This window comes from Nocardia sp. JMUB6875, assembly GCF_041154655.1.
Classification (GTDB): Bacteria; Actinomycetota; Actinomycetes; order Mycobacteriales; family Mycobacteriaceae; genus Nocardia.
The window spans coordinates 1-12271 of the sequence record NZ_BAAFGR010000199.1; the positions used below are offsets into that span (position 1 = coordinate 1).

General features: G+C 68.2%; 14 protein-coding genes. 4 read left to right on the plus strand and 10 right to left on the minus strand.

Going from position 1 to position 12271, the window contains the following annotated elements; all coding sequences use genetic code 11:
• The 3 genes from ACAM49_RS34160 to ACAM49_RS34170 all read right to left on the minus strand — a co-directional run.
• Positions 1-882: alkaline phosphatase family protein (locus ACAM49_RS34160; protein WP_369639676.1), on the minus strand; the 882-nt coding region annotated here is incomplete at its 3' end.
• Between the two features lie 163 nt (positions 883-1045).
• Positions 1046-1891, minus strand: coding sequence for a 3-hydroxybutyryl-CoA dehydrogenase (locus ACAM49_RS34165; protein WP_369639677.1), 846 nt, complete (start codon positions 1889-1891; stop codon positions 1046-1048).
• Between the two features lie 135 nt (positions 1892-2026).
• Positions 2027-2605 carry a TetR/AcrR family transcriptional regulator gene (locus ACAM49_RS34170; protein ID WP_369639678.1) on the minus strand — a complete coding sequence of 193 codons (579 nt, stop codon included), beginning with the start codon at positions 2603-2605 and terminating at the stop codon, positions 2027-2029.
• A 126-nt stretch (positions 2606-2731) separates the two neighbouring features.
• On the opposite strand from ACAM49_RS34170, the gene ACAM49_RS34175 reads away from it, so the two are divergent.
• The gene (locus ACAM49_RS34175) at positions 2732-4192 is read left to right on the plus strand and encodes an MFS transporter (protein ID WP_369639679.1); all 1461 of its coding nucleotides are present in this window, start codon (positions 2732-2734) and stop codon (positions 4190-4192) included.
• 104 nt (positions 4193-4296) lie between these two features.
• Positions 4297-5079: a helix-turn-helix domain-containing protein gene (locus ACAM49_RS34180; protein WP_369639680.1), complete on the plus strand. Its 783-nt coding sequence runs from the start codon at positions 4297-4299 to the stop codon at positions 5077-5079.
• 15 nt (positions 5080-5094) lie between these two features.
• Here the strand turns inward: ACAM49_RS34180 and ACAM49_RS34185 are convergent, their stop codons facing one another.
• A complete protein-coding gene (locus ACAM49_RS34185; protein WP_369639681.1) occupies positions 5095-5583 on the minus strand; it encodes a DUF4232 domain-containing protein in 489 nt (162 codons plus the stop codon).
• Positions 5584-5764: 181 nt separating this feature from the next.
• On the opposite strand from ACAM49_RS34185, the gene ACAM49_RS34190 reads away from it, so the two are divergent.
• Positions 5765-6118 carry a VOC family protein gene (locus tag ACAM49_RS34190; protein ID WP_369639682.1) on the plus strand — a complete coding sequence of 118 codons (354 nt, stop codon included), beginning with the start codon at positions 5765-5767 and terminating at the stop codon, positions 6116-6118.
• On the opposite strand, the gene ACAM49_RS34195 is transcribed toward ACAM49_RS34190, so the two are convergent.
• The 4 genes from ACAM49_RS34195 to ACAM49_RS34210 all read right to left on the minus strand — a co-directional run bounded on the left by ACAM49_RS34195 (position 6097) and on the right by ACAM49_RS34210 (position 9742).
• Entirely contained in the window at positions 6097-6924 is an 828-nt protein-coding gene (locus ACAM49_RS34195) for a helix-turn-helix domain-containing protein (RefSeq protein WP_369639683.1), read from the minus strand. The two genes, ACAM49_RS34190 and ACAM49_RS34195, sit on opposite strands and share 22 nt — an antisense overlap.
• 106 nt (positions 6925-7030) lie before the next feature.
• A complete protein-coding gene (locus ACAM49_RS34200) occupies positions 7031-7153 on the minus strand; it encodes a hypothetical protein (RefSeq protein WP_369639684.1) in 123 nt (40 codons plus the stop codon).
• Positions 7154-7259: 106 nt separating this feature from the next.
• On the minus strand, positions 7260-8222 hold the full coding sequence (locus tag ACAM49_RS34205) for a phosphotriesterase (protein ID WP_369639685.1): 963 nt from the start codon (positions 8220-8222) through the stop codon (positions 7260-7262).
• Positions 8219-9742 carry a long-chain fatty acid--CoA ligase gene (locus ACAM49_RS34210; RefSeq protein ID WP_369639686.1) on the minus strand — a complete coding sequence of 508 codons (1524 nt, stop codon included), beginning with the start codon at positions 9740-9742 and terminating at the stop codon, positions 8219-8221. The genes ACAM49_RS34205 and ACAM49_RS34210 overlap by 4 nt, the downstream gene beginning before the upstream one ends.
• 214 nt (positions 9743-9956) lie before the next feature.
• Between ACAM49_RS34210 and ACAM49_RS34215 the strand changes: the two genes are divergently transcribed.
• Entirely contained in the window at positions 9957-10958 is a 1002-nt protein-coding gene (locus tag ACAM49_RS34215; protein WP_369639687.1) for an NADP-dependent oxidoreductase, read from the plus strand.
• A gap of 28 nt (positions 10959-10986) precedes the next feature.
• Here the strand turns inward: ACAM49_RS34215 and ACAM49_RS34220 are convergent, their stop codons facing one another.
• Both ACAM49_RS34220 and ACAM49_RS34225 read right to left on the minus strand, forming a co-directional pair.
• Positions 10987-11865 (minus strand): SAM-dependent methyltransferase, encoded by an 879-nt coding sequence (locus ACAM49_RS34220; protein ID WP_369639688.1) that lies wholly within the window; start codon positions 11863-11865, stop codon positions 10987-10989.
• 90 nt (positions 11866-11955) lie between these two features.
• Entirely contained in the window at positions 11956-12174 is a 219-nt protein-coding gene (locus tag ACAM49_RS34225; protein WP_369639689.1) for a hypothetical protein, read from the minus strand.
• Positions 12175-12271 lie beyond the last annotated feature (97 nt).

Genomic DNA, 12271 nt, shown 5'->3' on the forward strand with positions numbered 1-12271 from the left:
GCCCAGGAGGTCGAGGATGGTGGGGGTGATGTCGGCGAGGGTGTAGGCGTTGTTCAGGGCGCCGGGGGTGAGGTCGGGGCCTCGGGCGATGGTGAAACTTGCTGTTTCGTAGGCGGTTTGGCCGCCGTGGCCGCCTTCGGGCTTGTGGCCGTGGTCGGTGGTGACGAGGATGGTCCACCGTTCGTCGGGGTGGGCGTGGGCGCGGTCGTCGACTGCCTTGGTGATCTTGCCGACGAGGGCGTCGACGCGGGTGATGGCGTCGCGGTAGGCCTGGGGCCAGATGCCGCGCAGGGTGTGGCCGACGATATCCACCTGGTCGAGGTGGGTGAAGGTGAAATCGGTGCCGCTGTCGGTGATCGCGGAGACGACCTGGGCCGCGGCATTCGAATCCGCGGTCGTCTCACAGACTCCCGCACCGGTCGGATCGACCTGGGTGACGGAAACCTTGTCCGCGGCCGGGCTTCCGGTCCGAGCGATCATGCCGATCTTGTCCCAGGTGCCCAGCGAGGCGGTGGACAGGCTCGGCCGGGCGCGCTCGAGCTGGGTGAACACGGTCGGGTAGGGCGCGAAAGCCGCGGGGACGCAAGTGGAGTCGTTGTCGCGGATGCCGTGCTTGGTATCCCACACGCCGGTCAGCACCGTCGCCCAGGACACGCACGACATGGTGGTGTGCGGGGCGATCGAGGTGCGCGCGAGGGTGCCCTGCGCGGCCAGCAGACCCAGGTTCGGTGCGTTCGCCGCCTGCACCTCGCTCCACAATGTGCCGTCGATGCCGATCACCACGACCTTGTTCACCGTGGGCGCGGCGGAGACGGGAGCGGCCGACGCCAACGGGAGCGCGGCCAGCGCGGCGGCGGCCACCAGTGCATGAATCCGAGACATGCGCGGCAAACTATCGCGGGATCGGCTCTTCCGCAGCAAATTCGGACAATTGACCAAAACTGCCTTGGTTCACATGTCGAGAGGGTGCCGTAATCGTCTGTAGCTCAAGACCGTTCACCACCCGTCGCGCCCTCCGCCCGAGGGCGCGACGGGTGGCATCGGATCAGTAGGTGTAGAACCCGCGCCCGGTCTTGCGCCCGAGGTACCCGGCATCGACCATGCGGCGCAGCAGCACCGGCGGCGCGTACTGCGGCTCACCGAATTCGGCGTAGAGGGATTCGGCGACCGCGAGGGTCACATCGAGCCCGACGGTGTCGGTCAGGCGCAGCGGACCCATCGGGTGCGCGCAGCCGCTGACCATGCCCTCGTCGATGTCCTCGGCGCTGGCGAACCCGGTCTCGAACATGCGGATCGCATTGCACAGGTACGGGATCAGCAGCGCGTTGACGATGAACCCGGCCTGATCCTTGGACTCGATGGTCCGCTTGCCCAGCACCTCACGGGCGTAGGCGGTCACCTTGTCGACGACCTCGCGGTCGGTCTTGAGCGTGACGACGATCTCGACCAGCGGCAGCACCGGCACCGGGTTGAAGAAGTGCACGCCCACCACGCGGCCCGGATTGGCGGTCGAGTTGGCCAGCCGGATCACCGGAATGGAGGAGGTGTTGGTGGCCAGGATGGCGTCGGGGGAGACGATGGCGTCCAGCTTGGCGAAGAACTCGGTCTTGAGCGACTCGATCTCCGGCGCGGCCTCGATGACCAGCTCGCGGTCGGCGAAGTCGTCGATCGACGTGGTGAGCGTGATGCGGGCGCGGGCCTCATCCGCGGCGGCCTGCTCGAGCCGGCCGGACTTCACCGCGCGGGCGAGCGACTTCTCGATGCGCTGCACGGCGGCATCGGCCGCGGCGGTATCCCGCTCCAGCACCAGCACCGAACCACCCGAGCGCGCCGCCACCTCGGCGATGCCGGCACCCATGGTGCCGCCGCCGATCACGCCGATCCGTTCCATCACGTTCTCCTTGTTCCATGCCCGCTTTTGATTCAACGCCGTATGTCCGGCGGGCACATTACCGGGCGGCGCGCGGCGCACGGGCACCCCGGTCGCGGCGGAGAGATCGCCCGGTTATGCGGTGTGGCGTGTGTCTCAGCGCTTTTCGGATCCGGCGCGCAGCCCGTCGATGGTGACCGCCAGCATGCGTTCGGCGGCGTCGGGCACGGTTTCGCAGGCGACGCCGATGCCGTGCCCGAAGCGGAGCAGATCCCGCGGTTCCAGGTCGGCGCGCAGCGCGCCCGCCTCCTGCCCGGCCCGCACCAGCAGGTCGGCCGCCTCGGTGATCGCCGCCCGGCACAGCTGGAAGGTGGGGGAGTCCTTGTCCATGCCGGCCTTCAACGTGGTGGCCAGCACGCGGTTGGCCATCACCCAGGCCACCTGCTCGCGCAGCCAGTATTCGAAAGCCGTTGCAGGCGTGTGCTCTTCGAGCAGATCGTGAGCGCGTTGGGCCAGCTGCTCGATATTGGAGCGGTAGACGGCCTCGATCAGCGCCTCGCGATTGGGGAAGTGCCGGTAGAGGGTGCCGATCCCGATGCCCGCCCGCCGCGCGATCTCCTCGAGGGGCGCCTCGGGTCCGAGCTCGGCGAAGGCCGCCTGGGCGGTCGCCACGATCAGCTCGTAGTTGCGCCGTGCGTCTGCGCGCATCGGCTTCCCGGTCGACGGTGCTGCCACGGACCCTCCACTAGAAAACGGATGGACCCTCCGGATAGGCTTGCGCAAATGGAGGAACCCTCCATATAGTAACTCCATCGGAAACGGAGGATCCCTCCGATTTACTCCCCTTCGATGGAGAATTCCTTGTCGACCACTCTTTCCCCGGACGCCGTCGGCGTCCGCCCCGAATCGAAGCTCGGCCGCGCCCGCTCGGGCATCGTGCTGGCCACCCTGTTGACCTGCCAATTGATGATCGTCCTGGACATCACCGTGATGAACGTGGCGCTGCCGCGCATCCAGAGCGACCTGCACTTCAGCGCCACCGGACTGTCCTGGGTCATGAACTCCTACAGCCTGGTGTTCGGCGGATTACTGCTGCTCGGCGGCCGCGCCGGCGACCTGTTCGGCCGCCGCACGCTGTTCCTCACCGGCGCAACACTGTTCACGCTGGCCTCGCTGGCGGGTGGACTCGCGCCCACCGCCGGATGGCTGATCGCCGCGCGGATCGTGCAGGGCATCGGCGGCGCCATGGCCGCGCCCAGCACCCTCGCCCTGCTGACCACCACCTTCAGCGAACCCAAGGCCCGGATGCGGGTGCTCGCGCTGTTCTCCGGCATGTCCAGTGCCGGTTTCGCCATCGGCCTCATCGTCGGTGGCCTGCTCACCGAATGGCTGAGCTGGCGCTCCGTCCTGTTCATCAATGTGCCCTTCGGCCTCGCGGTCGTGATACTGGCGCTGCGCTATCTGCCCCGGGCCGAACGGCAGCCCGCGCACCTGGACCTGCCCGGCGCGATCACCGCGACCTCCGGGGTGGCCGCCCTGGTCTACGGCTTCATCAGCGCCGCCTCGGACGGCTGGGGCACCCCGACCACCGATATCTCGCTGTCGCTGGGCGTGGCCCTGATCGCGGCGTTCCTGGTCATCGAATCCCGCACCGCGCAACCGCTGTTGCCGCTGCGCCTGTTCGCCGACCGCAATCGCGCCGCCGCCTACACCAATATGTTCCTGGCCCCGATGGCGGGCATGTCGATGTTCTTCTTCCTCACCCAGTTCCTGCAGGACGTGCTCGGATTGAGCGCGCTGGCAACCGGTTTCGCGTTCCTGCCGACCGCCGTGCTGATGTTCACCATGATCCGGCTGATCCCGCGGCTGCTGCCGCGCTTCGGCCCGAAGCCGGTGACCATGGTCGGCGCGGCCGCCATGGTGTCCGGGCTGGTCCTGCTGACCCAGCTCACCGCCGACAGCGGCTACTTCCCGCTGCTGTTCGCCGCCATGGTGCTGATGGGATTCGGCCTGGGCCTGACGGTTTCGCCGCTGAACGTGATCATCATGTCGAATGTCGAGCCGCACGAAGCCGGTGCGGCGGGCGGTGCGATGCAGACCCTGCAGCAGACCGGCGCCGCCCTGGGCCTGGCGATCCTGGTCACCGTCTTCGGCACCGCGGCGCGCGGTGCGGGCGGATCGCCGCAGCACGCCCTGGTCGGTGGTATGACCACCGCGTTCGCGGCGGCCGCGGCCATCGCGTCGCTGGCCTTCGTGGTGGCGACCACCTTCCGGGGCACGCGTCCCGCCCGGGCGGTTGCGGTGGCTGCTGTAGCCGAATAATTGCCTGTGCGTCTTATCCGGGTTACCGGCCTGCTGTGGCAGCATTGCTAAGCGGTTGCTGTTTCGGGCAATTCGGGCCGGTAACCGGGAGGGAGCGCATGACGGTGACCGAAAGACCGGACCATGCACGGGATTTGCCCACTGTCGAGGCGCCGACGTTCGGGCGCGCACTGCGGCGGCTGCGCGACGATCGCGGCGTCTCCCGGGAGCAGCTGGCCTACACCGCCGGAGTGAGCGCCAGCTACATCACCCATCTGGAGAAGGGCGACCGGCAGAATCCGGCCCTGGCGGTGGTGGAGGCATTACTGCGCTGCCTGGATCGAATCCGGTCGGTATCGATGACCGACCGCCGCCACGTCTTCGATCTGGCCGGGCTGGACCTACCCGGCGAACCGACCGTCCGGAACCTGCGGGCGGCCATCACCACCGAACAACGCCACGCGCTGTTCCTGTTCCGCCCGCACCTGGCCGCCTATGTCGACCACTGCGGCAACATCCTCGAGGCCAATGACGCCTGGGACGCCGCGCTGCCCGGAACCCGTCAGGACGGCAACCTGTTTCGCTGGATGTTCGGCAACGACCTGGCCAAACAGCATCAGGTCGAGTGGGAGACCGAGGCGCACAAATACGTCGACTGGCTGCGGACCGCCGCCGGCCGGATGGGCGACGACCCGATGCTGGCCGCGCTCATGGACGATCTGGGCCGCTTCCCCGACTTCCGCCGGATCTGGGAGGAGGACGGCGTCGACTTCCCGCCCTCCACCCGGATTCAGCGCCTGCGCGACCCGCAGACCGGCCGCATCCGCGAATTCCAGATGCAGACCTCCGGAGTCCACTGCACGGCCTTCCCCCACCACATCGCGATCATCCTCGGCCTGGAGCTGTGACCGCCCGTGGTGCGCTCAGGCGCGCAGCGGCGCGATGCTCGGCTGCGACTGGTCGAAGCTGACCGCGCCGAGCTTGCGCCAATCCCAGTACGCGCGCAGGGACTCGGTGTTGTCGGGCGGGGTCACGGTGATCTCGTCCGGGAAGTTGTCGGTGGCGACGGTGAAGATCTGATACGTCAGAACCGCGGTCGCGGCCTGCCGCGGCGCGAGCTCGATGGGGTGGCCGACCGCGCCGTTGCGCACCGCGTGGTGGCCGGGTCCGCCCCAGATACTGAGGTCGACGCCCGGATAACCCTGTGTCGCACAGGTTTCCCACGACATGTTGCGCAGGGTGATGTTGGCGGTGCGCAGGTTGGAGCCCAGCTGGTCGCCGGCGGTCACCTCGAGCTGCATGCGCGAGGTGTCGCACCACGGCACCCGCGCTTGGGCGCCGCCCGCGATCACGGCCGTGGATGCCGCGATCGCCGCGGTCGCCAGGGTGAAGGTCAGGATCCGGTTTCGCATGATGTCGCTTCCCCTCGATGGTTCGGTACAGGGTCGAGGTTCGGCTGCCCCACCAATCAGCGGCCAATGAACGACCAACCGATGTCATCCGCGCCGAAGCGGTGTCACCCGAGCGGCGGGCTGTCCGGTGAGCGGGCGTGTCGGATGTGCATCGCGAGCAGAGGCGACCACCATGGGTGCCATGAGCGACCACGAAGTGAAGATGATCATCCTGTCCACCGATGACCTGGACGAATCCATCCGGTTCTACAGCGAGACGCTCGGTATGGGGTTGAAGTTCCGGGATGGAACGCATTTCGCGGCCCTCGACGGCGGGCCGATCACCCTCGCCCTGGCGACCGAGGTGGATCATCCGATTCACGGTCAGGTCGTCGTCGGCATCAAGACCGCCGATGTCGATGCCGCCGCGAAGGCGGTCGAGGCCAGCGGCGGCGGCATCGTGAAGGGGCCGTACAACGACGCGCACGAGCGCCGCGCTGTCGTGTTCGACAACAAGGGCAACGGTTTGGTGTTCTACAGCCCGCTGCCGCGCTGATCGGACTCACTGTCCGGTTGTCGAGGGTCCTCGTCCGGGTACCGCAGGCCGATGAAGATCTGAATCCAGTCGGGGTAGGTGGTACTCGGCACCCGAAACAATTGCCCGACAATGGATATCGGCTGTCCCGCCTTATCGCGCAGCCGGACGATGGGCCGCTGCCGTTCGTATCGGGCGGTGGTCGTCGCCCACAGCTCCCGGAACAGCGGGTACTGCCCCAGTTCGGCCAGCAGATCCGCCGCCCACCCGGCGTCGGCGTGCTGTCCGGCGAACCCGTGCAGCCACTGCACCGAGATCCGCACCTCGTCCTCCCATTCGACGAGCGCCGTCCGGGCCGCCGGATTGCTCAGCATCCATCGCAGCAGGTTCCCGTCCTCGCGCAGCCCCGGAAAGCCCTGTGCGAAGCTGGAATTGCAGAAGAGGATATTGAGCCGGGTGTCGACATAGGCGGCCAGATGCGGCTCGTAGAGTTCGAGCGCGCGGGGGATGCCGCGGCCGAGGTCGGCACGCAGGTCGTCGATATCGGGCATCTCGGTGTCGGTCAGGCCCGCCAGGTCGAACAGCAGCCGCCGTTCACCGGGCGCGAGATCGGACACGCCGGTCAGGCAACGCACCAGCGCCTCGATGACCTCCCGGGTCGGGTGCGCCCGGTCACCCTTCTCGAGGCTGGTCACATAGCTGGCGCTGACGCCCGCGTTGAAGCCGAGTCGTTCCCGCGAGAGGCCGCGGTCCTGGCGCAGTCGCCGCAGGGTGGATCCGAAGGAGGGCGGTTGCGGCGGATCGTGTTTCGGCGGCTTCGCACCCACGCCGGATTCCACCGCTGCCGTACCTCCGTGCCCCGGGGCGGACGCCTCGCCGGTCCCTCCTCCGGGTCCATCTCACCGCATCGGCAATCGTCTCGCAACAGCGTGCTCAGCCGGTCCGTCCGCGTCGTCGCCGGGCCCGGAGGGCGGAGATCAGTCCCAGTTGCACGATGCGCGGATACACCAGGAGTTCGGCGGCCCGTCGGCGTGCGGTGCGAGTCGATGCGGTCATGCGGGATCCTCCGTTCAGAGTCGGCATCCACCACGCAACCTATCGCCGAGAGACGCCTGCCCGAGGCGATTTGTCCGATTTGCCGCGCTGGCCGGGCATTCGGCGATCAAGAGGGCTGGAAGTGGCGGCGGGGGTTGTCGATGAGAATGGCGTCGAGGTCGGCAGGGGTGAGACCCTCGGCGAGCAGGGCGGGGAGCACGTCCTCGCTGATGTGGCGGTAGTTCCACTTCGGGGCGATCTGGGCCTTCGCGACCGGATCGAACCAGTCGATGAAACAGGCCGCGTCGTGGGCGATGGTGATCCGGTCCCGGTGGCCGCGGCGCACCAGTTCGACGATCGTGCGCACCCGGTCCTCGAAGGGGAGCAGGACGTCGATGCCGAAGCGGTCCATGCCCAGACAGGAACCGGCCTCGGCCAATTCGATGAGGTAGTCGAGGTCGGTGGTGTCGCCGGAGTGCCCGATGATCACGCGCGTCAGGTCGACGCCCTCCTCGCGCAGCACCCGCTGGGCGACCAGGCCGGACCGGGTGTGCGGGTTGGTGTGGACGGTGATCGGGGCGCCGGTGCGGACCGCCGCCTGCCCGACCGCGCGCATGACCCGCTCCACACCCGGCGTCAGACCGGGTGTTTCGATGGCGCACTTGAGGAATCCGGCCCGCACCCCGGTGTCGGCGATGCCCTCGGTGAGGTCGCGGACGAACAGCTCCGTCATCGGCTCGGGCATGTCCATCATCAAACCCGGTCCGTTGTAATGGAATTGGAACGGCAGATCGTTGTAGGTGTAGACGCCGGTGGCGACCACGATCTTCAGTTCGGTGCGGGCGGCGATCTGCTGGATGCGCGGGATGTAGCGGCCCAGGCCCAGCACCGTCGGGTCCAGAATGGTGTCGATGCCCAGCGATTTCAGCTCGTCGAGCTGTTTGACCGCGTCGTCGATGCGGGCCTGCTCGTCCCAGTCGAGGTAGTTCTGCCGGAATTCCTCGCCGAGCACGAAGATGTGCTCGTGCACCAGCACGCGGCCGAGTTCGCTGGCGTCGACGGGTCCGGTCACGGTGGGTACGGCGGTCATCGGGATGCCTTGTCGGTGAGCGGGATCACCTTGTCGGAGAACAGGTTCGGGTCGATGGCGCGTTTGAGGATCTTGCCGGTCGCGCCCTTGGGGAGGCTGTCGGTGCAGGCGAAGCGGTGCGGCACCTTGTAGGCCGAGAGCCGCTGTTTGGCCCAGGCGCGCAGCTCCTCCGGGTCGAGTTCGACGCCGGGCGCGGCGACCACGGCCGCGCCCACCTCCTCGCCGTAGTGGTCGTCGGGCAGGCCGATCACCGCCACCTCGACAATGCCGGGATGCTCGTAGAGCACCTCCTCGACCTCGCGCGGGTAGACGTTGTAGCCGCCGCGGATGATGAGATCCTTTGCGCGGTCGACGATATAGACGTAGCCGTCGGCGTCGATGCGGCCCAGATCGCCGGTCCGCAGCCAGCCGCCGGACAGGTCGGCGGCGGTGGCGTCGGGGCGATGCCAGTAGCCGCGCATGACGCTGGGGCCGCGCAGAAACAGCTCGCCCACGGTTTCGGCGGGCAGCACCTCGCCGTCGGGCCCGCGCACCTCGATCTCGGTGCCGGGCAGGGCGGTGCCGACCGATCCGGCCCGCTGTTCGCGATCGACCGGGTTGTAGGTCGCGGCGCCACTGGATTCGGTGAGCCCGTACCCCTCGAGAATGGTGCAGCCGAATCGCTGCGTGAACGCGCGGATCACCTCCGCGGGCAGTGACGCACCGCCCGAGCAGGCCAGTCGCAGGCTCGCGAAATCCTCCGGGCCGTAGTCACCGGCGCTGTGCAGCATGGCATTCCACATGGTCGGCACGCCCGCCACCACGGTGAGCCGGTGATCGCGGATGGTCTCGATCATCGCGCCGGGCGCGAACGGGGACACCATGGAGAACGACGCGCCCGCGTGCAGGGTGGTGATGAGGCAGACGGCTTGGCCGTAGACGTGGAACAGCGGGAGCCCGGTGCCGAAGCGTTCCTCGGGAGTGAGGCGCAGCTGATCGATGAAAATGCGTGCGGTCTCGATCAGATTGGCGACGGTCAACTCGACGCCCTTGGGCTGGCCGGTGGTGCCGGAGGTGTACAGCAGGATCGCGAGATCGTCCGGTGCGCGGTCGGCAGGTAGGTCTATCGGCGCGGCGGCCGTGGCGTGGGCGCCCGGTTCGAGGATCAGCAGCGGGATGCCGCGTTCGGCGCCGGCCTGCTCGGCCGCGGTGCGCGCCGCATGCCAGGCGATGGCGTGCCGGGCGCCGGAATCGTCGAGCACGTACCCGATTTCGGGTGCCGTGGCCATGGTGTTGACCGGAATGGCGACGGCTCCGGCGACGTGCGCGCCCAGATAGGCGATGACGAACTCCGGGACGGTGGGCGCCACCAGCAGCACGCGATCTCCCACCGCGACACCGGATTCGGCGAGGTGACCGGCGAATACCGCGCTGCGGCGGGCCAGCTCGGCGTAGGAGAGGGTGACGGACCCGTGGCGCAGGGCGGGGGCGTCGGGGCGTTCGGACGCGTGCTGCCAGATGCGGTCGGCGACATTTGTCATGGGACATCCCGAGAAGTAGCAGCGGTGATGTGACCGGGGTCACTCCTTTTCGCGACCATAGCTGAATCCGATATCGACTTCAATGGCGTTCGGCGCCAACGGGTCAACGCACGGCAGCTGTATAGAAGTTGAATTCGGATTCAAGTACAGTGGCGCCTGCCCGGCCCGGATCCATCGCCCGCCGGGTGCGGAGCTATCCCGAGGAGTGAACCGAATGACGAAAACCCAGCAGGTCAGGCTGGCTCAGCGACCCATCGGACTGCCCGACGCGAGCACCTGGAATCTGGTCACCGAGGAACTGCCCGCGCTCGAGGCGGGACGGATTCTGGTGCGGGTCTCGTTCATCTCCTTGGATCCGGCCATGCGCGGATGGCTCAACGATGTGCGCTCCTATCTGCCGCCGGTGGGAATCGACGAGGTGATGCGGTCGCTGGATATCGCCACCGTCGTGGAATCCACCCATCCCGATTTCGCGGTCGGCGATGCGGTCAGCGGGACCTTCGGCGTCACCGAATACGCGATCAGCGACGGCCGCGGCGTGCAGAAGGTCGATCTCGCGGCCGCGCCCGGGCCGACCTGGCTGGGCGCGCTCGGAATTCCCGGCATGACAGCGTATTTCGGGCTGCTCGACGTCGGGAAGCTGCAGGCCGGTGACACCGTGGTCGTCTCGGCGGCGGCCGGGGCGGTGGGCAGTGTCGCCGGGCAGATCGCGAAGATCAAGGGCGCCACCGTCATCGGGATCGCGGGCGGCGCGGAGAAGTGCCGGATGCTGACCGAGGAATTCGGGTTCGACGCGGCCATCGACTATCGCGGCGAGAACGTGCTCAAGCGGCTGCGTGAACTGGCGCCGAAGGGTATCGACGTCTACTTCGACAATGTCGGCGGCGAGATTCTCGATGCGGCGCTGGCCAACCTGCGGCGCGGTGCGCGGATCGTCCTGTGCGGAGCCATCTCCGCCTACAACGACGAGCAGTTGCGGCCCGGGCCCTCGCGGTACATGTCGCTGCTGGTATTCCGGGCCTCCATGACCGGATTCGTCGTCTTCGACTACGCCGATCGATACGGCGAGGCGGCGGCGGAGATCGCGCAATGGATCGCCGAGGGCAAGTTGAAGAGCCGCGAGCATGTCGTCGAGGGCGGAGTGGCGAAGTTCGGGGAGACGCTGAATCTGCTGTTCAGCGGCGGGAACACGGGCAAGCTGGTGCTCGCGGTCTGAGCCGGATCAGCGGCCGTGCGAGCCCGGGTCAGGGTCGGGTGACGGTGACCAGGTTGATCAGCGACTGTTGTTGCGGCCCTTCGCCCGCCGGGGTCAGGCCGAGGCCCTCGATGTAGTCGGTGAGGTAGATTCGCTCGCCGGTCCACCCGCGTTCGGCGAACCAGGCGGTGGAGTCGGTGCGGGGTTCGTTGTAGATCATGCGCACCCAGTCGGATCCGGAGTCGTCGCCCTGGGACATGGCCGCGACCGCCTCGGCGGGCAGCGGATCCATCTGCTCGATGGCGACCCGGCTGCCGGGCGCGCTGAGTCCGGTGATGGCGTCGAACAGCTGATCTTGTGCGGCCGGGGTCAGGTAGATCAGCAGGCCCTCGACCAGCCATGCGGTCGGCGCATCGGGATCGAAACCGCTGTTGCGCAATGCCTTCGGCCAGTCCTCGCGCAGATCGACCGCGACCTCGTGTCGATCCGCGACCGGCTTGTGCCCGGCCGCAGCGAGGGTCTCGCGCTTGAATTCGAGTACCTGAGGCTGATCCAGTTCGTAGATCGCGGTGCCATCGGGCCACGCCAGCCGATAGGCGCGGGAATCGAGCCCGGCGGCCAGAATGACGATCTGCCGGATGCCCGACGCCGCGGCCGCGTTCATGAAGTCGTCGAAATACCGGGTCCGCGCGATCTGATGCTGCTGGAACTGCACCCCGAAATCGGGTGTCAGCAACGGGTGTCCGGGTGCGTCGCCCTCGAGCAGCTCGACCCATTCCGGGCCCGCCGCCGCTACGAAGAGCTCGGCGTACGGGTCCCGCGCGGGCGCGTCGGGCGCGCGTCCGGCCAGCGCGCGGGCCGCCGCCACGAACAGCGCGGTCGAGCCGACACCGGTCTTGATATCCCAGGAATCATTGTCGGTACGCATGATCGCCAACGTACCGACGGCTTCGGAGTCCGTCATGCGCCTGCGCTCCGGTGGCGAAAATCCTCCACGAATCCGGTGCCGCGCGGGAATTCACGCCATCGGCCGCCACTGCGGATCGGGTTTCGGAATCGGTTCCGGCGGCGTGGGGTACGGGAACGGCTCCGGCGGTTCGGGCACCGGCGGCCCCGGCGACGGAATCGGCGACGGGGGTTGCGGCGACGGGACAGGCTCCGACGGCCGCGTCGGCGGATGCGGCTCGGGCGGCTCCACCGGCGGAACGGAGGCGGTGACCAGCTGTGCGTGTTTCATCCAGACCCTCCAATTTTCGTTCTCTGACGGCGAGTTACCCCGGCAGCCGCCGCACTAACGGACTCGGGCGGGGCTGGGGAACGGGACAGGGCTGCGG

Bases quoted from the DNA above. Each gene is read 5' to 3' on its own strand.
- ACAM49_RS34165 (WP_369639677.1), bottom strand. From the start codon at position 1,891: ATGGAACGGATCGGCGTGATCGGCGGCGGCACCATGGGTGCCGGCATC.
- ACAM49_RS34185 (WP_369639681.1), bottom strand. From the start codon at position 5,583: ATGCGAAACCGGATCCTGACCTTCACCCTGGCGACCGCGGCGATCGCG.
- ACAM49_RS34190 (WP_369639682.1), top strand. From the start codon at position 5,765: ATGAGCGACCACGAAGTGAAGATGATCATCCTGTCCACCGATGACCTG.
- ACAM49_RS34200 (WP_369639684.1), bottom strand. From the start codon at position 7,153: ATGACCGCATCGACTCGCACCGCACGCCGACGGGCCGCCGAACTCCTG.
- ACAM49_RS34205 (WP_369639685.1), bottom strand. From the start codon at position 8,222: ATGACCGCCGTACCCACCGTGACCGGACCCGTCGACGCCAGCGAACTC.
- ACAM49_RS34210 (WP_369639686.1), bottom strand. From the start codon at position 9,742: ATGACAAATGTCGCCGACCGCATCTGGCAGCACGCGTCCGAACGCCCC.
- ACAM49_RS34215 (WP_369639687.1), top strand. From the start codon at position 9,957: ATGACGAAAACCCAGCAGGTCAGGCTGGCTCAGCGACCCATCGGACTG.
- ACAM49_RS34220 (WP_369639688.1), bottom strand. From the start codon at position 11,865: ATGCGTACCGACAATGATTCCTGGGATATCAAGACCGGTGTCGGCTCG.
- ACAM49_RS34225 (WP_369639689.1), bottom strand. From the start codon at position 12,174: ATGAAACACGCACAGCTGGTCACCGCCTCCGTTCCGCCGGTGGAGCCG.